We start from the raw sequence: 21,216 nt of genomic DNA on the forward strand, positions 1-21,216 counted from the left end.
AATCTAATTATAACTAAAAAACCACCACCTTGCCAAAAAAGTTGATTTCTGTATTTTCTATTTCTTTTTCGGCCAAGATCTGGAACCTACTGACTGACCATGACGCGCATTATCTTTATCTGGAATTAAGGGATGAGGAAGCACATCAGGTTAGCTTTGCGGCTTATCAGCTTACAAAAAAAGAGATGGTCTGGCAAGATCTGAGATTTAAGGAAAGCTGGTGGATAGGAATGAGCGTTGCCGACCAGGATATACTTGTGCTGCACACTTTTGAAAATTCCGATAACCCTGACGAAAAATCCTTCCTCGCTTTTGATGTAAACACCCAGCAGATCATTTGGGAAAGTGAAAATTTGCAGGTCATTGATGTAAAAAACCGAAAAATTTATGGCTACGAGAAAGTAGAAGGAGATACTGTGTATAAGTGTATCTCTCTGGAGGATGAAGCAGAAAAGGAAATTTCAAAAGAAGAGGCTTTCGCAGCGCTACAAAATTTCTCAGTTGAAAATAAATATATTCGTCATCCGTTTCATTACACAGAGGAGGATGCTTACTTTGAGACGGTCCGTAAATTTGTACTGGAATACCTGAACCTACAGCCCATTAAAGGCTGCGAGTACCTTGAACACCAGCAATTTATTTATATAAGCTATTATATCCAGGAGAATAAGGCTTTGGCTAATTATTTGTTGGTAATAGATAAAGAGGGGACACTACAACTGCACGAAAAAATGGATGATCAGCTATCTCAATTAGGTCTGGGAACTTTTATGATCATCCGCAATCAATTGATGTTTATTAAGCGAAAAAGAGAGCTGGTTAGTTATGCAATTTAAGATCTGGGTAGTATTCACTTTGGTAAGTATGTTTGGTATCTCTTACGGAGGGTGGAGCAATTCCCTTTACTTACCCAATATTCCCACAAATGTTCTCGAGGATTCTGTGGGCATTGATCGTATTGAAGGTGAAGTATACATCATTCATAAAGTCAGCCCCGGAGAGACTTTGTTTGCCTTATCCCGTAAGTATAATACTGAAGCTGAGACCATCCGAAAAATTAATACAGGCATAAATATAGATAACTTGGATATCGGTGACAGCTTACGTGTACCTCTCTTTCCCCAGCTTAGCCGGGGGCAAAAAAATATTCATACTGTCAAAGAAGGAGAAACCCTTTTCCGCATCTCCCGAAATTACGATGTGTCGGTAGATGAAATTCAGCGCTGGAATGCACTCGGCAACCAGACCCTATCTATCGGCCAGGATATAGTAATCTATAAGATTAATGATAGTGAGCCAGCAGAGCTTCAGAACAGTATAGATGAGAAAAAATATGTCACTCACACTGTTCAGCCGGGAGAGACTTTGTTTGCAATCTCTCGTTCTTATGGTGTATCTGTGGATGAACTTAAGCAGCGCAACAAACTTTCAAACGAAGGCATTGATTTCGGGCAGAAGCTAATCATTCGGGATAGAGAGGTTTTGGATGCTCCTGAACTTACAGTTTCTGCTTCCAGGGTGAATACCGCCACTATTCCAGATCCTATTCCTGATAATAATATGAGCAATGTAGACGAGCGAGAGGAGGAAGACGATGAGGAGGAGGAAGAAGTATATGATCGTAGGCTCACCCGGACCGAAGCATTGGCACTGGAAAAAGAACGGATTCAGGCTATTAAGGCTTCTGAGAAGAAAGCGCTTTCTGAATACGAAAAGAAAAATGAGATGGGCTTTGCCGCCGCTATTGAAGGCGGCATTGAGACTAAAAAATTCCTCGCCCTGCATCGCTCCGCACCGGTAGGCACCATCATGCAGATACGCAATGAGATGAATAATCTATCGGTTTTTGTGCGTGTGGTGGGTAAATTGCCCAACACTGGCGTCAACAATAAGGTTGCCATACGCATTTCACAAGCCGCATATGAAAAGTTGGGAGGTATAAATGAACGCTTTCCGGTAGAAATCACTTATATCCAATAAGCACAATACGAACTAAACCGCTTAATTTGGGTTTATTTGTATTATCATAAATATTGAATATGCCAACAAACAAACCAACTTCCGAGAAAAAATCCATTCTGAGTATTATCTGGACCGGGCTTTTTACGCTTATGTATCCTTTCATTCTGCTGTTTTCATTCGCTTGCATAGGAGTGATACATTTGTTTTCGTTACTCTCCCGACTTATTTCCATGCTTCCAATCTGGAAAGATAATCCCCAACACAATGAGGACAAACAATCCACAGAAGAAGTCTCTAGCTGGAGTCCATTTGCACATATCGGCCCTCTGAAGATCGAAAGTAAGTTTGAAGATGAAATTATGTTCGGTCCGGCTTATTATAAGCTGAAAGCGAATAAAGCTATCAAGGAGCTTTCTGAGCATTACTTTGGAAGCTTTCAGGTGCCTTGCTTTGATGGCGTGCTTCTTCAAAAATGGAATACACTGACTCCCAAACAATTACCGGACTTTGACCTGGTATTTCTGAATGCCAAGACCGGCACTCTGCATCACCTCAAAACCATCAAATCTTTTACCTGGAAGGTCGAGCAGGAGGCCGATAAGATTGTCCTTTGGTTTGACGAGAAAAAAGAAGAAGGTAAATTAATTATTCAGGCAGCAGACCTTCAGTTTAAAGCCGCACTCTAAAATTTGATTTTGGATCAAAGTCTTTTGGAACTGCTTGAAACCAAAGCAGAGGAATTCAACTGTCCGGCTTTTATAGAAGACGACCCCATCAGTATTCCGCACACCTATCAAAAAAAGCAGGATATTGAAATCAGCGGGCTAGTAGCAGCGGTACTGGCCTGGGGTCAACGGAAAACGATCATCCGCAAATGCCAGGAGTTTTTTGCGTTGATGGATCATGTGCCACATGATTTTATTTTGCACCACCAGGAGCATGACCTCAAACGTTTTCTGGATTTTAAACACCGTACTTTTAACGCTACTGACGCTTTGTATTTCATTGCGTTTTTACAGCATTACTATCAGCAGCACGATTCTCTGGAAGATGCTTTTGCAACAGCAATTAAGCCTTCGGATTCTGATGTAGAAAATGGACTCATCCATTTTCATGAGCATTTCTTCAGTCTACCCGATTTTCCCCAAAGAACTCGTAAACATATCGCTACTCCGGCGAGAAACTCAGCCTGTAAGCGACTAAACATGTATCTTCGCTGGATGGTACGTCAGGACGACAAGGGGGTTGACTTCGGTTTATGGCATAAGATCAAACCCTCTCAACTTATCTGCCCCTGTGATCTGCATGTTGACCGGGTAGCCCGGAGGTTGGGCCTGATCAGAAGAACACAAACGGATTGGAAAACCGCACTGGAGCTAACACAAAACCTTCGTCAATTTGACCCTGAAGATCCGGTCAGATATGACTTTGCGCTTTTCGGACTGGGGATAGAAGAACGAATGAAATAATGCCTTCATCAAATATTAATTTTTATTAAGCACTCTATTATGGCTCATGTTGATACTGTGATTTTTGACCTGGGTGGAGTATTAATTGACTGGAACCCCAGATACCTTTATGGCAAAATTTTCGGAAATGAGAAGGAAATAGATTTTTTCCTGAGAGAGGTTTGCCATGCCGACTGGAATCGTAGACAGGATGGAGGACGTACCTTCGCAGAAGCCACTGAAGAAAGGGCTGCTGTCTATCCGGCATATGAAGAAGTGATTCGCTGTTACTTTGCTCGCTGGGAAGAGATGCTGGGAGGCACCCTTGATAATAATGTAAGGGTTTTGGAAAAACTACATCAGGATAAGCAAGTGGGTCTCTATGCTATTACCAATTGGTCACACGAGACTTTTCCTATCGCTTTAAGAAAGTATAATTTCCTGCATTACTTTAAGGATATTGTCGTGTCAGGAACGGAGAAACTACTTAAACCAGAAGCAGCAATTTATAAGGTATTACTGGAGCGTAATGCTTTGTGTCCGGAAAAGTGTGTATTTATTGATGATGTTGAAGAAAATGTCGAGGGTGCACGTCGGCTCGGCATAAGAGGGATTCACCTAAAACCTGACACAGACCTTTCAGCTGAGCTTAAGAAAGCAGGTATTACACTATAAAAAAAAGCCAAGTCTCCTTGGCTTTTGTCTTAGCATATGCGTGTGAGATATTATAGTAACTCTACTTCTCCTGTCTCGAGTTTGTAGTAAGCAGGTACTATTTTCAGTCCTTCATTTTCTACAGCTGGATAAAGCGTGGGTTGTGATTCGCTAAGTTTTGCGGCTACCAATTGAGCATTATACCGTACTGCAGTATTCAACACATCTTTTTCTCCGCTCTTTTCTGCCATATGCACAGCAGGTTTAATCTCATTGACCAGAGCTTGCAGGTTTTTAGAGAGCTCTGCTACCCCCATACTGGCCCCCACAGCCCCACAGTTCTGATGTCCCAAAACCATTACCAGGCGTACACCTAAGTGGGCAACTGCATATTCAATACTGCCGGTTACTTTTTCTTTAGCTACATTTCCTGCCACTCTGATTACAAAAAGATCACCCAATCCCTGGTCAAATAGAATTTCGGGCGTGACACGAGAATCAGCGCAAGCCAAAATTACCGCAAAAGGATCCTGCCCTTTGGATAAAGACACACGATATTCATTGTCCTCATGAGCATGGTTTCTTTTTTCCGCAACAAATCGCTGATTTCCTTCCTGAAGTCGTTTGAGTGCCTCTTCGGCAGGTACAATAGTAGGTTTCATAAGGTTAAATGTTTCTTATTATAAAATTAAAAAATTGTGAGGTGTTGAATATAAAGCAATTTTATTAAATCTGGAATTTTCATTTGGTTGAGTCCAGATTGTAGGACCAAATTATAGTGTTCACATCACTAACTAGTTGTGGAGTATTTACACAGTTTGAGTACTGAGTGTTCGAAAAATACTATCTCACGAATGGGGAAAAATATAATATATACTCATAATTAACTGTTAATCAATTTATTACGATTATTGGCACTGTTATTTAACATATGCAATTGTCTTTTTAATCTTATTTTAATCATTAATTTTTTTGATATGAAACGTACAATCATCGCTTTAGCTGCACTAGGAGCTTTTTCCTTTGCAAATATGGAAACCACCGCACAGCCATTGTCAAAGAGTAATGAGATCGTTCTTTTGCAAGATCAACGTACCGAAATCAAATATGAAGCACTACCTGAGGCAGTAAGAACTGCTTTTGAAAATTCACAGTATGGCCAGTGGGAAGTTTCAAAGGTATATGAAATAACCACAGAAGAAGGTGCACAATATGAGTTAACAATTAGTGACGGAACACAGAACGGAACACTTATATTTGATGCTGAAGGAAATATTATCCAGTAGTTTATTTGTTTAATACATATGCGCAAACTTCCGGATGCTGACGACCGGAAGTCTTGAACCTGTCTTCTTAGAAGGCAGGTTTTTCTTTTGTAGCAGAATCATGCGCATCAAATACAAAGAAAAAGTATTGAAAAATAATATGAGCATGGTGAATACCCGTATTATCAGATCCTCCAAGCCAATTGCATCCTCTACCCAAAACAACTAAAGATGAAGCGCCGAACCTCTAAAGAGGTATTTTCTATGTACTTTTTCCTAAAGAATAATTAACTTTTTCTTAATCTGGGCAATGTATCTACTTTCTATCCCAACCGTTGAGTTAATGTATTGAGATAATAGCCGTAATCCCGATTTGGTCAATAAACCCACAGCTGGGCAATACTTTCCACAAGAGAGGTTACAAATTATTACCTGGCACTTACTAATATATATCTCTAAAGTTAAGCAATTTTAGATATGTATGTTTTGATTTAAACAAAATTTTCAAAATATTGTATATATAAATAAGTTTATATTCAAAATAAAATACTGTAAGTTGAGAAGTTTTTAGTATATAGGATATATTACCATATTCTATTGCACAATACTTGATGCTTTCAGCATAAAATGTTGAAATAGAAAAGGGAAACGATTTTATTTTTGTTATATAATCACTTGCAATAATATTATTTTAACACCTTGTTAGAAAGAACAAAAAAATTTATTATTTTTTTAAAAATAGTTGCACTAAAGGTATTAACTTTGCGTATATAATAACGAATTAAATTTTTTAGACTATTAATAAACTTGAATATCTCCGTAGTGATGAGCAAAAAATTAGAAGTATTAAGCCAATTAAACAGCTTGCTTACCAAAAGCATTGATGCAAAAAAAGGATATCATAAAGCTGCAGAAGAAATTGATGACCCTTCAATAAAAGGGTTGTTTATGTGCCTGGCAGAGCAAAGAGAAAATTTCCGCAAATCTACCCGTGAAGAAATTCGTTTTCTGGGAGGAGAACCTAATACTGGACCTATGGATCCAGACTATATTCAGGAAGCTTTTGCCCAGCCCGATTTACTCATCTTACTTAATACTGTCGATCAGACCTTAGAAAACTGCTTAAGACATGAGCTAAATTCTTTGGCGCAATATGCAGAAGGTATGGCAGATGCTGATGAGTCAACCAGAAATTTGATCGTAGGTCAGCGCGAATCAGTAAAGCTAGCGTTACACGATCTTAAGAGCTTACGAACCTCAGCCAAGCTGACATTATAAATTATTCAAGAAAGCCAGCACAACCCAAATTGAGCTGGCTTTTTGTTTATCTATTTTCTCTGTATTACTTATCTTGAAAGTAATCCTGATACGTCTGGGAAATTTTCAACCTTCTCAAGTCAGTATATTTTTTCCTACTTTTCTTGCCAAGAAAACTGTTACCAACACTTTTCTCCAATAAGCTGTTTTAGAAATGCATTGCTATTTCAGCTTGTTCTTAACAATTCATTAACGATTTCTTCTTCACATGAATCTAATTGGCAATATATTATGGATTATCCTGGGTGGTTTTGCTATTGCTCTTGAATACCTGATTGCCGGTATACTGATGTGTATCACCATCATTGGTATTCCTTTTGGCATTCAATCCTTCAAACTGGCCGGCGCAAGCCTCTGGCCATTTGGGAATGAAATACAAAACACACCCAATACAGGATCGGGTGTGTCTACTATTTTAAATGTGTTATGGATTTTGCTGGGAGGGATATGGATCACACTTACCCATCTTGTACTAGGCATAGGCTTGTGTATTACGATTGTTGGTATTCCTTTCGGCTTACAACATTTTAAGCTGATGAAGCTAAGTTTCACTCCATTCGGTTATGAGTTCGGGGGAGTACGTCCTGCCGATGGACTGACCCAATAATAATATTAATCTACGTTTATCCCCATTTCCTTCCAGGCAAGGGCGCTAGCGCCTAATACGGCCGCGTTTCTATGTTCAAGAGCAGAAGGAAAAAGCTCTACCTTATTTTTGAATACCTGGAACATGTAGTGCTCCATATATTTTTTTGTAGGATCAAAGAGCAGTTCCTTGCCCGCTTTGGCCAATCCCCCTAACAGAAAGATCGCCTCAGGGCTAAAGATAGCGGTAGCATCAGCCAGTTTTTGACCCAGTAAGTCACAGGTTTGATCAAAAGCAGCAAGTGCAATTGGATCACCCTCTTTTGCCAGATCAGTAATCATGCTGGCGGTCAACTGATTGAAAGTCACGTCACGCAAAGGACTATCCTCAATCATCTCTCCCAAAAGTGTGAATACTGTTCTTTTGATACCCGTAGCAGACACATAACCTTCCAGACACCCTCTACGACCCAGACCGCACACCCTGCCTTTAGGATCTTGCAGTAGATGTCCCATTTCACCCGCAAAACCATCATTACCGTATATAAGCTCGCCATTAGCTACGAAACCACTTCCTAAGCCAGTGCCCAGGGTAATCATGATAAAGTTTTTCATCCCTTTGGCACCACCATAAATCATCTCACCGATCGCAGCAGCATTGGCATCATTGGTCATGACCATGGGGACATTATAGTATTTCTGAAAAAGCTTTACCAGTGGCACAATACCCCGAAAAGAAAGATTAGGCGCATACTCTATGGTACCTGTAAAATAATTACCATTGGGTGCACCTATGCCTACCCCTACAATATTCAACTGTTCTGGTATCTGTCCACGAAGCGCTTCTACTTCTTCATGGATATATTTAAGATAAGCATCTACATCACCGGGAGGTGTTTTGACTGTAGAAATGGATGTTTCACCATACATATTACCATCTCTATCCACGAAACCAAACTTGGTATTGGTTCCACCTATATCTATACCGAGGGCTACTTCTTTCATATCATTACGCGTTGAAACAAAATAAGCCTGAAGCCTGCTACTCCAGGAATATTCTGCCGTGTTAATTACATTATTGCTTGGCCTTTATATCATTTGATATAATTATTGATAATAGTTTCGTAAAGCTCAATTTTTCCACTGGTTTTCTTAGGTTCTCCCTGCTGTTCTGCCAGATTGCGTAAGTCTTCCAGTTTAAGCTTACCTGCTTCATATTCTGCCCCTTTGCCTGAGTCAAAAGAGGCATAGCGATCTTCTTTCATTTTCAGGAAGTTTGAATTTTCCATAATGTCATGGGCGATCAACAAACCACGGGCAAAAGTATCCATTCCGGCAATATGTGCAATGAATAGATCTTCTAAATCTGAGGAAGTACGTCGTACTTTGGCGTCAAAGTTAAGTCCTCCGGGAGCGATTCCCCCTTGTTGCAGAACAATCATCATGGCATGAATGCTGTCGTAAAGGTCGGTAGGAAAGTAATCGGTATCCCAGCCATTCTGTACGTCTCCCATGTTAGCATCAATACTACCCAGCATCCCAGCATCAGAAGCAGTTTGCAGATCATGAGCGAAAGAGTGTCCTGCTAAGATTGCGTGGTTCTGCTCTACGTTGATCTTAAAGTCATCTGCCAACCCCTGACTTCTTAAAAATCCTATTACGGTAGCAGAATCAAAATCATACTGATGCTTAGAAGGCTCAGCTGGTTTGGGCTCAATGAGATAATTTCCCTTAAAGCCAATTTTACGACCATAGTCGCGTGCCATACGCAGAAAATGCCCCATATGGTCCAGTTCACGCTTCATATTGGTGTTGATCAGCGCAGCATAGCCTTCACGCCCCCCCCAGAACACGTAGTTTTCGCCACCCAGTTCTACGGTAGCTTCCAGTGCCGCTTTTACCTGTGCTCCGGCATGGCACACCACTTCAAAGTCAGGGTTGGTAGAAGCACCATTCATGTAACGAGGGTTGGAGAACAGGTTAGCTGTACCCCAAAGGAGCTTCACCCCGGTAGATTTTTGGTAGCTCTTCGCCATCTCCACTATCTCCTGAAGATTCTTCTCAGATTTAGATACGGTATCTCCCTCCGGAGCAATGTCTACATCATGAAAGCAATAATAGGGAACCCCCAGCTTGGTAAAAAACTCAAAGGCAGCTTCCAGCTTATATTTGGCATTATCCATTGGATCTTTGCTCGTATTCCAGGGAAAATCACGAGTGCCTGAGCCAAAAGGGTCACTGTTCTCGTTGCAGAAGCTATGCCAGTACGCCACTGCAAAACGCAAATGCTCCTTCATGGTTTTGTTGCCTACCACTCGGTCTTCATCATAAAATTTATACGAAAAAATATGATCGGACTCTCTGCCTTCATAGTTAATTTTACCAATCTCTGGAAAAAATTCGGATGTCTGTACTCCCTTTGTCATGGTTGGTTATATAGTTTAAAGTTATTTGTTAAATGTTGAAAGTTAAAAGTTAGGGACAAAAGCTTTAGCTCTTACCCTCTAGTTCTAGCTTTTGTTGTAATACGCCGTGCCAACATTTATAGGCTTCCTGATAGGCTTCCTGTTTTTTTGGCTCAGGAATAGCCTCTCCTACCTGTTTTAAACCGGCAAATGCCTCTTTAAAATCAGTGTATACGCCAGCTCCCATGCCAGCACCTCTTGCCGCACCGGCGGCACCATCTGTATTGTACAGTTCTACCTTTGCTCCGGTAATATTGGCAAAAGCCTCACGGAAGATTGGGCTAAGAAACATATTAGCACGCCCGGCCTTCACTTTTTTGATCTGCATGCCCATCCCCTGCATAATGTCAAAACTATACTTCAGGGCAAAGACAATACCCTCCTGAGCAGCTCTTAGAATATGTCCCTGACTGTGAGTATTAAATTTTATACCGTGGATGTGCGCATCTATATCCGCATTGGCCAGTGTACGTTCCGCACCATTTCCGAAAGGCAAAACCATTACTCCGGATGAGCCAATGGGTACCTGGGCCGCCAATAAGTTCATAGACTCATAATCAGCGTCGCTTCCCATCATATTGTTCTTAAGCCAGCTATTCTGAATTCCGGTTCCGTTTACGCAGGCCAATATTCCGTAGCGAGGATGCTCCTTACTATAATTCACATGAGCAAAAGTATTTACTCTGGACTGCGGATCATAATCCAGTTGATCACTTACACCGTAGATTACGCCTGATGTTCCGGCGGTAGTCGCTACCTCTCCCGGCTCCAGCACATTAAGCGATAAAGCATTATTCGGCTGATCTCCCGCTCTGTAAGCCACCGGTATACCTACTGGCAAACCTAATAAGTCAGCTACTTCAGCAGTCACCTTGCCCTGCTCAGCAAAAGTAGGTACTACAGCAGGGATAAAATCAGCGTTGATGCCGTAATGCGCAAGTAACTTTGCTGCTATGGATTGCTCACGAAAATCCCACATGATACCTTCGGAAAGCCCTGACACTGTTGTACAAATTTCTCCGGTCAATTTCATGGCGGCATAGTCTCCGGGTAGCATCATCTTATAGATACGAGCGTAAATAGCTGGCTCATTCTCTTTTACCCACTTAATTTTAGAAGCAGTAAAATTACCGGGACTGTTAAGCAGGTGGCCCAGACTGTATGCTTCTCCCAAAGCCTCAAATGCCTGACGGCCAATTGACACTGCTCTGCTATCACACCAGATAATGGAAGGGCGAAGCACCTTATGCGCTTTGTCTACCAGCACCAGACCATGCATCTGGTAAGAAATACCAATGGCTTTTACCTGCGCTAGTGCGGCTCCGTGTTGGGCTTTTAAAGCTTGCGTAGCTTTGATAATGTGCTCCCACCACATTTCCGGATCTTGCTCAGCCCAGCCCTCCTGAGGAGCAGCCATAGCCATCTCCTGTTGAGGCGAAGTAGCACTCGCCAGTACTTCTCCATCCGCTACGCTCACCAAACTTGCCTTGATGGAAGAGCTTCCTAAATCATACCCTAGCAAAAAGCCTTCGGAACTGTCGGTCATAAACTCAAAAAGTAAGGTCAGTTGTCTAAATTACAATCTTTACAAGATTATTAAAAAAATCTGAGAATTATGTAGTTTAGGGGAATAAGCTTCCCTGTGTTTTACGAACATAGGTGAATTCAGCAACTTACCTCACGCAATGAAAAGAAGAAAGTTTATAAAGAACCTTGGAGCGCGCAGTTCTACTTTTTTGTTGGCTCACGAAAGCTTATATAAAGATAACGCCTCACCTTCTCCCTACCATTACCCATCAGTACGCACGCTGAAAGACGCGATGACAAAAGAAGGGGAGATCGCTGTACGACTTGCTTTTAGTGCAAAGAGCGAAGATAAGCTGGGCACTATTGAGGGCAGCATAAAAGTAATAGGAGCCGAAGTTGACAGAATCAAAGCTTACTTTTTTGAGCCGGAAGAAGATGACTTTTCCTCTGAAAATCAAAGCTTTATATCATCTGCCAGCATAATGCAAACCGACGTATTAGTATTGTGGCTCAAAGGCGCACAGGAAAAGACCACTATCCGGCTGGAAGAAATACAGGCTTTCAGCTTTACGCTGGCAGAGCTTGTCGAGCAAGAAGAAATTAGCACCAACATCGATGACAGTAAAATTACGGCTAACCTACTACTGGACAAAGAAATAGGAAGCATCAACCTGAAAGATGTAGGTGGTGAAGAAGCGGGCAGTAATTTCAGCTTTGTCATTATGGCGGACCCTCAGGGCGGAGATCCTGAGGAGGAAGGAAACTGGCCTACCCGAATGAAAATCCATAATGCCTGGGTGGAAGATTGTGTGCAGCGGGTCAATGAGCTGAGCAGCCAACCGCAGTTTACTCTGGTGCTGGGCGACATCGTAGACAGCCAGGGGCAGATGGCTAATTTTGTGCAGATGCAAACCTTCTTTAGCAAGCTAAAAACACCTGTTCTCTACGCTATTGGCAACCATGAAACTCGCTACCAAGCTGTATTTACACCAGGCTATAACATGCAAGCTTTCAACAACTATTTTGCCGCGCAAAAGGCGATGAACGGAATGGAGTTGATGCTCTACGCCTTTGACCTGGGGGCATGGCACTTTATCGTATGGCCTGATCCGCTCCGCCTAAACTTCTGGGAAACACATCCTCATTATTTTGACTGGCTGGAAAGAGACCTGGCAAGAAATAAGGACCGTCCTACTTTTTTCTTCCAGCACGTTCCCAGCCATCCTATTGGTATTGATCCGCTAATCAATTATGCCGAATCTGTAACTGTTAAACGCACTTTGCTGGATATATTAGCTAAGCATGGAAATGTACGCTACATCTTCAGTGGACATGTACATATACCTATCAAAACTTCTTTTAAAACAGCGGTGACCTATAAGGGGATGAAGATGATCAATTTGCCAGCGGCGGGCTATCGCCCCCGGGCTTTTGGAGAGGAAGATTTTGCCGGAGGACCTTGTCAGGGCGTAGCTATTGTAGACGTTAAAGGCAAAGAAGCTGCAGTGAAATTTAAGACGGTAACCGAAGAAGAATTTCCTTATCCGGAAGCTTTGCCTGAGTTTGACGAAGAAAAATATGCCCTCTGGCTCACAAACAAATGGCAGCTTCCTGCCCAATCCAGGCTCCTCAATGGAGGATTTGAACAGGGCCTCACAGGCTGGACACCCCGCTTTGTATATACCGAAGATCAAAATCCTTCCAATATCTGTGAAGTTCGCCCTGTTTATGACCACAATGGTTTCCATGCCCTCTATCTGCATAGCCATAAGCGGGGCTACGATATCCCTGGCCAGGATCGCCTGCCTCAGACGATCAACCGGCTTTGTCAGGCAGTACGATGGCAGGCTGATCAACCTCCTCTACTCAAACTAAAATATAGCGTGGATGGAAAAAACAGTGATTTACAGGGTTGGTGTGGTGCATTTGTCTGGGTAGAAGCTTTTGCCAGGTCCTTTAAACGAATGAGCTTACTTTACTGGACAGGGACTGCTTATACTGGTATAGAAACCAAAGAAGAAAAAGAGCTGACCGATCCCATCCATCTTAGCCTGGATAGCGCTCCTGACCAATGGCATCAGGCTACCCTCAACATAGGTCGGGATTTTGAGCAGCATAGCGGCCAGAAGTTTGCAAATCTACAAGCTGACCGGCTCGTGATTAACCTGGGAGTATGGACGATCAATGACGGGCATGATTATCCATTTAGCATCTATTTTGACGACCTCCAACTTGAAAAAAGTGCTTCACCTGGGCTGATTAGCAAAGCCGGAAGCAAAACCGTAAACCAAATGCCAAACGATAGCGTATGGTGGCTTGGCAAATATACCCCCTTCACGCACATTGCCGGAGAACACAGATATATCTTCACTACCAAACAAACAGGACCGCAGAACTGAACATCTTAAGTGCTGTACAACTGCCTCAGGCTTAAGTACGCGCTACATTACTCATCCTTCAGTGCATGCACAGGGTTAGCTACTGCTGCTTTGATGGTTTGGAAACTGATGGTGAAGGCTGCTAATATCAGTACCATCAGGACCGGGATTCCGAACAGCCACCAGCTCATTTCGGTACGGTAAGCAAAGTTTTCCAGCCATAGTGCCATGCCCCAGTAGGCTAAAGGTACGGCCAGGAGACTTGCCAGTAATATCAATGTGAAATACCCCCGGGTCAGCATTCCCAAAATATGGGCGATCTCCGCTCCCAATACTTTGCGGATGCTGATCTCTTTTTCTTTCTGCTTGGCCAGCAGTAAAGCCAGCCCGTAAGAACCCAGGCAGGATACAAATATGGCCAGGAGCGCAAAGGTGGCGATGATATCTCCTAAACGACCTTCTGCCTGATAGGCCTGCTCCAACTGCTCATCCAGAAAATCATACGCAAAAGCTTTGTGGGGAAAAAATTCCTGCCACTGCTCTTCTACATAGGCTACCGTTTCACTCAGATTTTCACTATTTACTTTGATGGTAAAGGTGTTGAAAAGCGGAACGTCCACCCCCAGGATCAATGAACCAATTGGGCTATGCAATGAGGTATAATGAAAGTCTTTGACCACACCTATTACATTGCCCTGCTTTCCTTCCAGTTCTATTTGCTTACCCAAAGCTTCTTCAGGGCTGCCCCATTCAAAGTTTCTGACTGTAGTTTCATTGATAATAAATGCATCAATATGGTCAGAACCGGCTTCTATATCAAAGTCCCGACCGGCCACTATTTCCAGCCCATAGGTTTCACTGAAATCATAATCTACTGCCAGGGTAGGCACAAACAAACGCCCCTCGGTATTTACACCTTCCGGTTCTACCCGGCGGGCAACCACACTGGTGCCCAGGGCTCCGGATGAAAGAGTTACTTCTTCAATATTTGCATCGCTCAGCAGCCTTTCTTCAAAGGAGTTCATTTTCTGCCGCATATCTACATCTCCTGCTCCAAAAACATTGTTCATATTGGTACTGTATAAAGGAACGGTAAGCATAGCCTCTTTCTGAAATCCCATGGACTGGTTTTGCAGGTAGCGTAATTGCTGAAAGATAATCACCGTTCCGGCAATCAAAGCAATAGACATCGTAAATTGGATAAACACCAGCACCTGTCTCAGAGAAAAACGCTGCAAACCAGCTCTCAGGGGAGTTTTGTTTTTCAGTACAGTTGCCAGCTTGATGTTGGTAGTGTAGAAAGCAGGGTAAGATCCTCCCAGCAAGCCGGTTAGCAGAAATACGCCGATAAAAGTAAGCAGCACCGGCGTATGGGTCAGATCAGCAAAAGTAAAGCTTTTCTGAGTTAAACTGTTAAACTCAGGCAGCGTATTGCCAATAAGCAAGATGGCTAGCAATAAGGCAAAAAAGCTGATTAGCAGAGACTCACCTAAAAACTGCAAAAACAATTGCGGCTTGCGGGCGCCCAGCACTTTGCGCATCCCTACCTCCTTGCTCCGTTTGAGCGATTGTGCTGTGGAGAGGTTGATAAAGTTAAAGCAGGCAATGAGCAAAGTGATCAATGCAATAGCTATAAAAGTGTAAATATTGCTGATATCACTGACCGGCCCGGGATTGAGATAAATATCCGGATTGAGGTAAATATCCGGTACAGCCTGCAAGCTGAAGCTCTGTCCTACCCGCAAGGGTTCAGGGGCATAGGTTTCCAGGAGTTGTGCCATCCCCTGGCTGACTTCTTCCGGCTCTGCTCCTTCCTCCAGGAGTACATAAGAATGAGAATGGGAGATCACCCAGTTTTTAGACAGGTTATCTCGCATGTATTCTCTCCGCTCATCATCCATTAGGGCGAACATATCATCATAAGGCAGCAGCATGCTGAATTCCAGGTGAGCGTTATCGGGAAAATCACTAACTACAGCAGCAATCTGATAGGGATGAATCCCTTCTACCATAATTGTGCGTCCGATAGGCGGGTTCTGCCGCCATTGCTCACCAAAATATTTATCTGCTAAAGTTTCTGTTAGTATAAGGCGCTGCGCCCGGGCAAGGTTCTCCTGCTCACTGCCTGCTATAAATTTTAAATCAAAAAGTCGGAAGAAGGTAGAGTCTACCATAAACACATTGGTTTCCTCAAAATCCTGAGGTTCACTCATTCCGCTAGGGTCAGGCACGCTCACACTCATGTCTCGACCGTAAGCTCGGGCAGTAGCCTCTACCCCCGAAAGATTCTCCTGCACCAGTGGCGCTAAGGGAGGAGGAACGCGGGCATAATCATAGTCATTGCTGGCACGGTAGATAATCCGGTAAAGCCGATCCTTTTTAGGATGAAAAGTATCATAACTCAGCTCGTGCTGTACAAACAGATAAATGAAAAGACAGCAACTCATACCGATGCCTAAGCCCAGTATATTGATCAGTGTAAATACCTTATGATTTACCAAATGGCGGTAAGCGATCTTCAGATAATTCCAGAACATATTAAGCTAGATTTTTACGCTCTAAAATTGCTCATTTTTTAACAATCTTCTGCTCACCCATTTTGGGGGAATATGTTTACTTTAAACTTTAAGAAAAGTTTGGTCATATCAATTATGATTCATATATTTGAATATACACATATTCATACTTATATATGAAATCACTTGAAAAAATAGATTATGCTGAAGCTTTCTTTAAGCTTTTTACAACGAAGGGTAGAATTAGGGTAGCCAATATCCTAGTCAAAGTCAATGAAATTTCAGTCAACGAAATTGCAGACATTGCTGAGATCGAACAGAGCATGTGTTCACGATACCTGGATAGTTTAAAGAAAAATAGGCTTGCTTCTTATAGAAGAGATGCTCAAACAAATTATTACTCCTATTATCCAGAAGCTAAAGAGTTACTTGCACATGTTTTGGCTGTTGTTCAAGACTTGGAAGAGATCCAAAAAGATAATCAGGAATTAAAGAGAAGGGGGTATTTATTAAATGGCTAAAGCATTAAGTAGAATAAATTATGAAAACAAAAATAAAGCTGTCTATCAAACTTCAAAAGGATGAAATAAATGCTTTGAAAAAACTATTGCTAGAAATACTAGTACTTTTATCGATTCTCAGCTATTTGATATAGTTGTCATGCCGTAGACGCTCCACGCTGGACGTCTTTACCGACAAGAAAATCAAAAAACCCTTACTTGCTTCATGGCAAAGATTCCTCCGCGTAGCTACGTACGGAATGACCTTGTTCAAACTTAGTATATGCTGCAACACATAAGTTAGCTTATTGCACTACCATCAAATACTTTTTCTCACCAGCCGGCAAGCTGACAGGCACTCCCTCCAGAAGACTTTCCCCTCCTATCATCTCAGAAGTTTCCGCCTGCCCATCTATCCACTGATACGTTTGCTCCGGGTCAACCGTAAACCATTCGGGAAACTGATTGATCCGCGGCCAGTCTACCGGCAAATTCATGGAATTATTATGCCTGGCCTGATCAAAATAAAGTTTACCTTCCCAGGGAGAAGACGAGCGCAAAACAATAAACAGTGTATCACCTCGCTGCTCCGCACCCAATCGTATGGCATCATTCCAGGGCTGCACATAAGTTCCCTGCGATTTCCAGAGGTTGTGCATGATGGTAGTACGGGCAAAATTACCATCTCCATGCCAGCCTTCAATGATGCCTGAACCTTTCCACTGCTCGCTCCCCTCCCGATGACTGGAATCCTGCATCGCCCACATCACTTTGATCTCACTATCTATCCAACGGGCAGCACGTTCATCAGGGATTCTGTTGTAGAGATTCAGGGCGCTTTCTATGGCATCGGCATAACCATCAGCACTGCCTCTTTCCCAGTCAAAATTCTGATACTTGCTCAGATTAGCAAAAACTTTATCTACCGCTTCTTTGTAGGCTTCTACACTGTCTACCATATAAACCGCATAATACCCGTTTAGCGTATAGCCCCAGGTGTCGGCAGCTTGCTCATCCACCACTTCATTAGTTTGAGGGTTAATCGCATTATAAAACAGGCCATCTTCATTTCTGCCATGCATTAAAATATAATCTAGAAGACCATGCAACCTCTCCTGATATTCGTTTTTCTTCCCCTGATCAGCAAAATGCAGCGTGACATACAACTCACACAAGCCGGAAATCAGTTCGCAGCCGTGGTCACGCAGCCGGAGATAATCAAAATCTGTCAGAGGATATTTTTCTTCTAACAAGTAATAGTCGCCAATCTGTATGGCCCAGTCCAGAAACTTCTGCTCCCCTGTCATCCAGTATATGCGAGACAAAATCTGTAGCAGCTCTCCATTTACCTCAGCTTCGGGTGCGCTTCCGAAATATTCATCACCGAAGCCTCCGGCAACGTCTATGTATTCATCCATATCCCTGAGCATATTGACCATACGCTCCGACCAGGGACTCTTACCCAGCCACTCGCTAAGGGGGAGCAAACCATCTTTGATATACTCTGAAGTACCGAAAAGCACTCTTTCCATCGCTACTTCTTCGTCTTCAAAGTCCTGTTTCACGAATGAGTAGGTATCTGGCATGGATTTTACCCTTGAAGTAAGTTGGGTTTCGTTTTCCAGCATTTCACGCATCACCCCCTGGTATAAATCCTGATCGGTAAAAAAGCTGGTGAGTACCATAAAAGGGTAATTGTCTGCCGCAGCATCTTTGCCATTCCAGATTGTACTGTCGTCATAGAGGTTACGGGGAATAAGTTTAGTACGGGAGTCAGCATACTCAAGCCAGGCCCGCATGTATGCATCACTGCGCACAAAACCTTCATGGGCTTGCTCTGCGTTCAAAGCAGCTTTTTCAAATAGCCGCGGATCATAAGTAGTTTCTTCTTCGTCCGGTTGGCAGGCATCAAAAATCAAGATAGCCAAGCCACCCATGAGGATTTTATGTACTGAAAAACAGCGTGCAAGTGGGGCTTTGGTGCTCATTTCTAAGAGAAGAGATTTAGGTTGTTGTTTTGCGATCATTCAATTTACAAAATGATACCGCTCTGCCAACCGAAGCTTCGCCTAATCTTAGCATTGGCATTGTCGCTGAATCTGGCAGGTGTATGTTAGCGGGTAGAATTGTAGTAAAAGTAAAAGCTTTATTATCTATTTTCCGCCTCTTATTACCTTCTAGATCATCACAATACTATTGCTTATGTCTGATTCCGTTTTTCAAACAGGTCCGGAAAAATCTTTGGCCGAGATTAGCAAAGAGAAAATTATGCTCACCGCCATGCAGTTATTTGCCAAAAACGGATTTCACACCACTACAGCGGCCACCATTGCCCGGGCATGCAATATTTCTCATGGCCTGTTATTTTATCACTTTGGAAGCAAAGAAGGCTTGTTGCAGGCCATTGTAGATTTTAGCACCCACAAGATCAAAGGAATACTAAGTACTGATGACCTTCAACTGCAAAACAGCCTGACGGCCTCCAAAAAACTGGAACAAATTGTCCGAAAATTTCGCCAGTCTTTAGTAGAGGAACGGGAATTTTGGGAGCTGTACCATTCTTTAATTTTTCAGCCTGGCCTCAAAGAGGAGACTGCCCGGCAACTGATCAGTGCTTTTGACGATCATCGCAAATTCCTGATTCACTTCTTTGAGCAGCTTGGATACCTCAGTGCTACGGATACGATGCAGCAGTTTGAAGCCATGCGTAGTGGCATTACGATGACTTACCTGATGCATGGACCTTCTTATCCTATTAACAGGCTTTTTCAAAACCTGATAGATCGTTTTAGTTAAAAAGCGCTTCCTTGTATTTATCATTCATCATCCCCCCCTAAAGGTACCGTTAAGAGTGGAATCTTAGACTTCTTAAAAAGCGCTAAAGAAACACTTCCCACAAAAGCATTATAAAGGAAGCTATGCGCATGCGAGCCGGTAATGATCAGGTCGGCTTGCAGCTTTTTGGCTTCATCTAATATCATTTGTACAGTAGGACCAGAGATGAGCAGCGCATCAGCCTCTATGCTTTGCTGGTGCAATTTATCAGTAAGTAACTTCAGGCTTTTATGTTCGCCTTTCAAAGTATCGGCCCTGCTATCCCTGATGTATTGGGGACCGACATCATAGCCTACAAAATCCGGCTCCGGTGCCGCAATGTGTACAATCCATATCTTGGCATCAAACTTTTTGGCCAGTTCTGCAGCATAGTCTACCAGGAAAAAAGTTCTCTCGTCAAAATCTACAGCTACCAGTATATTTTTCATCATGTTAAGTAGAATAGTAATTTCCTCAATTGCTTCTTTTGTTTAAGAAGCTTCTCCCTTCAGCACAATACGCATCAGGTACATGTCGGCAGTAATATAAAGCACGGATTCATCCGCATTGAAGATACAGTTGGCGGTAGCCTGTCCGGTCTTGAGCGTACCTAAATGCTCTCCTTCAGGAGAAAATATCCATACACCACCCGGCCCGGTAGCAAAGAGGTAGCCTCCGCTATGTACCACAAAACCATCGGGAAGACCTTTTTCGGTGGCAGTCTTTTCAGTCGCATCATAGAATACCCTCCCGTTTTCTATATCGCCGGTCTCTGTCAGGTCGTAGGCCATCCAGATGGCTCGCTCCGGATCGGAATTGGCGACATACAAAGTCTCTCCATTAGGTGAAAAACCTATGCCGTTGGGACGGCTAAGCTCATCCGTAAGTAAAATTAGTTCATCATTCTCTTCAGAATAGCGGTATACTCCCTGAAAATCAAGCTCCTTGGCTTCGCTGTCTGCCCCTCCGGGTAAGCCATAGGGTGGGTCGGTAAAATACAAATCTCCATTGCTCAGGTAAGCCAGATCGTTAGGACTGTTCAAGCGCTTGCCCTGATAGCTATCTACTATGGTCTCAAATTCTGGCGACGGATTGTCCAAAGGGGCAGTCATGCGGGCAATACGGCGGTCGCCATGCTGGCAAAGAACGAGCCTTCCCTGATCATCCAGGATAAGACCATTGGAACCCGGTTCTCTTCCGTCAAAATTTTCGCCGGTAAAACCCGATGGTTTTAGAAAAAGAGAAGCCCCCTCCCCTTCTTTCCACTTAAAAATACTGTTGGGAGGAATATCAGAATACAGCAGATAGTTCCCCTGAGGAATCCAGACCGGCCCCTCTGTCCATTCATAGCCTTCTGCCAATATTTCCAATTGGGCATCAGGAGGGACGATGTCATTCAATTTTTCTGAAATACGCTCAATAGAACCAGCAGTCTGATAGGTAGTTGCTTCTGCTTGAGCTTCATCTTGGGTGGCAGATTGCTCCTGCGTAGAAGAGTTACAGGCGGCAAAAAGCATAAGTCCGAATAGTAGGTTGGTGTATTTGTGCATAGCATTAAAGTTATTAGTTAGTAAAACTACATTTAATTCGGTTTTAGGCAAACAATAGTTCTTAGTGTTATGGCTCCTGGCCGCCACGGGGTGGTGGTACAGTTTTTTCCACTATTCTCACACTATAACACGCTGGCACTAAGAGCTAAAATAGCAAGTATTAGCACACTTTAAACAGATTGGCATTCAGCGGGTTACTCAATAGTATAGTATACTAAGAAAACCCAACCCTTAT

Annotated in this window: 19 protein-coding genes; 11 read left to right on the forward strand and 8 right to left on the reverse strand. The window is 42.9% G+C overall.

Annotated elements, in window-relative coordinates; translation table 11 throughout:
• The first annotated feature begins 29 nt into the window (after positions 1 to 29).
• The 5 genes from OKW21_RS25940 to OKW21_RS25960 are packed head-to-tail and all read left to right on the forward strand — an operon-like array spanning position 30 to position 4,085.
• Positions 30 to 836, forward strand: coding sequence for a DUF4905 domain-containing protein (locus tag OKW21_RS25940; RefSeq protein WP_277485322.1), 807 nt, complete (start codon positions 30 to 32; stop codon positions 834 to 836).
• Positions 826 to 1,980, forward strand: coding sequence for a LysM peptidoglycan-binding domain-containing protein (locus tag OKW21_RS25945; protein WP_277485324.1), 1,155 nt, complete (start codon positions 826 to 828; stop codon positions 1,978 to 1,980). The genes OKW21_RS25940 and OKW21_RS25945 overlap by 11 nt, the downstream gene beginning before the upstream one ends.
• Before the next feature lie 59 nt (positions 1,981 to 2,039).
• Positions 2,040 to 2,648 carry a hypothetical protein gene (locus OKW21_RS25950; protein WP_277485327.1) on the forward strand — a complete coding sequence of 203 codons (609 nt, stop codon included), beginning with the start codon at positions 2,040 to 2,042 and terminating at the stop codon, positions 2,646 to 2,648.
• A gap of 9 nt (positions 2,649 to 2,657) precedes the next feature.
• The gene (locus OKW21_RS25955) at positions 2,658 to 3,431 is read left to right on the forward strand and encodes a TIGR02757 family protein (RefSeq protein WP_277485330.1); all 774 of its coding nucleotides are present in this window, start codon (positions 2,658 to 2,660) and stop codon (positions 3,429 to 3,431) included.
• Between the two features lie 39 nt (positions 3,432 to 3,470).
• Entirely contained in the window at positions 3,471 to 4,085 is a 615-nt protein-coding gene (locus OKW21_RS25960; protein ID WP_277485332.1) for an HAD family hydrolase, read from the forward strand.
• Between the two features lie 50 nt (positions 4,086 to 4,135).
• Here OKW21_RS25960 and OKW21_RS25965 read toward each other — a convergent pair whose 3' ends face one another.
• Positions 4,136 to 4,726, reverse strand: a complete 591-nt coding sequence (locus OKW21_RS25965; protein ID WP_277485336.1) for a carbonic anhydrase — start codon at positions 4,724 to 4,726, stop codon at positions 4,136 to 4,138.
• A gap of 315 nt (positions 4,727 to 5,041) precedes the next feature.
• On the opposite strand from OKW21_RS25965, the gene OKW21_RS25970 reads away from it, so the two are divergent.
• From OKW21_RS25970 to OKW21_RS25980, 3 genes are all read left to right on the forward strand, one after another.
• Complete coding sequence (locus OKW21_RS25970; protein ID WP_277485339.1) at positions 5,042 to 5,350, forward strand: PepSY-like domain-containing protein; 309 nt, start codon at positions 5,042 to 5,044, stop codon at positions 5,348 to 5,350.
• An 804-nt stretch (positions 5,351 to 6,154) separates the two neighbouring features.
• A complete protein-coding gene (locus tag OKW21_RS25975) occupies positions 6,155 to 6,607 on the forward strand; it encodes a DUF2383 domain-containing protein (RefSeq protein WP_277485341.1) in 453 nt (150 codons plus the stop codon).
• 247 nt (positions 6,608 to 6,854) lie between these two features.
• Positions 6,855 to 7,253, forward strand: coding sequence for a YccF domain-containing protein (locus OKW21_RS25980; RefSeq protein ID WP_277485342.1), 399 nt, complete (start codon positions 6,855 to 6,857; stop codon positions 7,251 to 7,253).
• A 5-nt stretch (positions 7,254 to 7,258) separates the two neighbouring features.
• On the opposite strand, the gene OKW21_RS25985 is transcribed toward OKW21_RS25980, so the two are convergent.
• The 3 genes from OKW21_RS25985 to OKW21_RS25995 form a co-directional block, all read right to left on the reverse strand.
• Positions 7,259 to 8,236: an ROK family protein gene (locus tag OKW21_RS25985; protein WP_277485345.1), complete on the reverse strand. Its 978-nt coding sequence runs from the start codon at positions 8,234 to 8,236 to the stop codon at positions 7,259 to 7,261.
• An 89-nt stretch (positions 8,237 to 8,325) separates the two neighbouring features.
• Positions 8,326 to 9,657, reverse strand: coding sequence for a xylose isomerase (gene xylA, locus OKW21_RS25990; RefSeq protein WP_277485346.1), 1,332 nt, complete (start codon positions 9,655 to 9,657; stop codon positions 8,326 to 8,328).
• 64 nt (positions 9,658 to 9,721) lie between these two features.
• A complete protein-coding gene (locus OKW21_RS25995; protein ID WP_277485348.1) occupies positions 9,722 to 11,242 on the reverse strand; it encodes a xylulokinase in 1,521 nt (506 codons plus the stop codon).
• 139 nt (positions 11,243 to 11,381) lie between these two features.
• Here OKW21_RS25995 and OKW21_RS26000 point away from each other — a divergent pair, with 139 nt between their 5' ends.
• On the forward strand, positions 11,382 to 13,622 hold the full coding sequence (locus tag OKW21_RS26000) for a metallophosphoesterase family protein (protein ID WP_277485352.1): 2,241 nt from the start codon (positions 11,382 to 11,384) through the stop codon (positions 13,620 to 13,622).
• Between the two features lie 47 nt (positions 13,623 to 13,669).
• On the opposite strand, the gene OKW21_RS26005 is transcribed toward OKW21_RS26000, so the two are convergent.
• Positions 13,670 to 16,138 carry an ABC transporter permease gene (locus OKW21_RS26005; protein WP_277485354.1) on the reverse strand — a complete coding sequence of 823 codons (2,469 nt, stop codon included), beginning with the start codon at positions 16,136 to 16,138 and terminating at the stop codon, positions 13,670 to 13,672.
• A gap of 155 nt (positions 16,139 to 16,293) precedes the next feature.
• Here OKW21_RS26005 and OKW21_RS26010 point away from each other — a divergent pair, with 155 nt between their 5' ends.
• Positions 16,294 to 16,638 carry an ArsR family transcriptional regulator gene (locus tag OKW21_RS26010; protein WP_277485356.1) on the forward strand — a complete coding sequence of 115 codons (345 nt, stop codon included), beginning with the start codon at positions 16,294 to 16,296 and terminating at the stop codon, positions 16,636 to 16,638.
• A 284-nt stretch (positions 16,639 to 16,922) separates the two neighbouring features.
• Here OKW21_RS26010 and OKW21_RS26015 read toward each other — a convergent pair whose 3' ends face one another.
• Positions 16,923 to 18,605 carry a hypothetical protein gene (locus OKW21_RS26015; protein WP_277485359.1) on the reverse strand — a complete coding sequence of 561 codons (1,683 nt, stop codon included), beginning with the start codon at positions 18,603 to 18,605 and terminating at the stop codon, positions 16,923 to 16,925.
• Between the two features lie 214 nt (positions 18,606 to 18,819).
• Between OKW21_RS26015 and OKW21_RS26020 the strand changes: the two genes are divergently transcribed.
• Positions 18,820 to 19,413: a TetR/AcrR family transcriptional regulator gene (locus OKW21_RS26020; RefSeq protein ID WP_277485362.1), complete on the forward strand. Its 594-nt coding sequence runs from the start codon at positions 18,820 to 18,822 to the stop codon at positions 19,411 to 19,413.
• Between the two features lie 20 nt (positions 19,414 to 19,433).
• On the opposite strand, the gene OKW21_RS26025 is transcribed toward OKW21_RS26020, so the two are convergent.
• Both OKW21_RS26025 and OKW21_RS26030 read right to left on the reverse strand, forming a co-directional pair.
• Positions 19,434 to 19,883, reverse strand: a complete 450-nt coding sequence (locus tag OKW21_RS26025) for a universal stress protein (RefSeq protein WP_277485364.1) — start codon at positions 19,881 to 19,883, stop codon at positions 19,434 to 19,436.
• Positions 19,884 to 19,922: 39 nt separating this feature from the next.
• Positions 19,923 to 20,981, reverse strand: coding sequence for an SMP-30/gluconolactonase/LRE family protein (locus tag OKW21_RS26030; RefSeq protein WP_277485366.1), 1,059 nt, complete (start codon positions 20,979 to 20,981; stop codon positions 19,923 to 19,925).
• Positions 20,982 to 21,216: the final 235 nt, after the last annotated feature.

Source organism: Catalinimonas alkaloidigena, from assembly GCF_029504655.1.
GTDB lineage: Bacteria > Bacteroidota > Bacteroidia > Cytophagales > Cyclobacteriaceae > Catalinimonas > Catalinimonas alkaloidigena.

What these genes read in the sequence shown, in the direction of transcription:
- OKW21_RS26015 (WP_277485359.1), bottom strand. Translation starts at nt 18,605, where the DNA reads ATGAGCACCAAAGCCCCACTTGCACGCTGTTTTTCAGTACATAAAATC.
- OKW21_RS25970 (WP_277485339.1), top strand. Translation starts at nt 5,042, where the DNA reads ATGAAACGTACAATCATCGCTTTAGCTGCACTAGGAGCTTTTTCCTTT.
- OKW21_RS25980 (WP_277485342.1), top strand. Translation starts at nt 6,855, where the DNA reads ATGAATCTAATTGGCAATATATTATGGATTATCCTGGGTGGTTTTGCT.
- OKW21_RS26005 (WP_277485354.1), bottom strand. Translation starts at nt 16,138, where the DNA reads ATGTTCTGGAATTATCTGAAGATCGCTTACCGCCATTTGGTAAATCAT.
- OKW21_RS25995 (WP_277485348.1), bottom strand. Translation starts at nt 11,242, where the DNA reads ATGACCGACAGTTCCGAAGGCTTTTTGCTAGGGTATGATTTAGGAAGC.
- OKW21_RS26000 (WP_277485352.1), top strand. Translation starts at nt 11,382, where the DNA reads ATGAAAAGAAGAAAGTTTATAAAGAACCTTGGAGCGCGCAGTTCTACT.
- OKW21_RS25965 (WP_277485336.1), bottom strand. Translation starts at nt 4,726, where the DNA reads ATGAAACCTACTATTGTACCTGCCGAAGAGGCACTCAAACGACTTCAG.
- OKW21_RS26010 (WP_277485356.1), top strand. Translation starts at nt 16,294, where the DNA reads ATGAAATCACTTGAAAAAATAGATTATGCTGAAGCTTTCTTTAAGCTT.
- xylA (WP_277485346.1), bottom strand. Translation starts at nt 9,657, where the DNA reads ATGACAAAGGGAGTACAGACATCCGAATTTTTTCCAGAGATTGGTAAA.
- OKW21_RS25950 (WP_277485327.1), top strand. Translation starts at nt 2,040, where the DNA reads ATGCCAACAAACAAACCAACTTCCGAGAAAAAATCCATTCTGAGTATT.
- OKW21_RS26025 (WP_277485364.1), bottom strand. Translation starts at nt 19,883, where the DNA reads ATGATGAAAAATATACTGGTAGCTGTAGATTTTGACGAGAGAACTTTT.
- OKW21_RS25960 (WP_277485332.1), top strand. Translation starts at nt 3,471, where the DNA reads ATGGCTCATGTTGATACTGTGATTTTTGACCTGGGTGGAGTATTAATT.
- OKW21_RS25975 (WP_277485341.1), top strand. Translation starts at nt 6,155, where the DNA reads ATGAGCAAAAAATTAGAAGTATTAAGCCAATTAAACAGCTTGCTTACC.
- OKW21_RS26020 (WP_277485362.1), top strand. Translation starts at nt 18,820, where the DNA reads ATGTCTGATTCCGTTTTTCAAACAGGTCCGGAAAAATCTTTGGCCGAG.
- OKW21_RS26030 (WP_277485366.1), bottom strand. Translation starts at nt 20,981, where the DNA reads ATGCACAAATACACCAACCTACTATTCGGACTTATGCTTTTTGCCGCC.
- OKW21_RS25945 (WP_277485324.1), top strand. Translation starts at nt 826, where the DNA reads ATGCAATTTAAGATCTGGGTAGTATTCACTTTGGTAAGTATGTTTGGT.
- OKW21_RS25985 (WP_277485345.1), bottom strand. Translation starts at nt 8,236, where the DNA reads ATGAAAGAAGTAGCCCTCGGTATAGATATAGGTGGAACCAATACCAAG.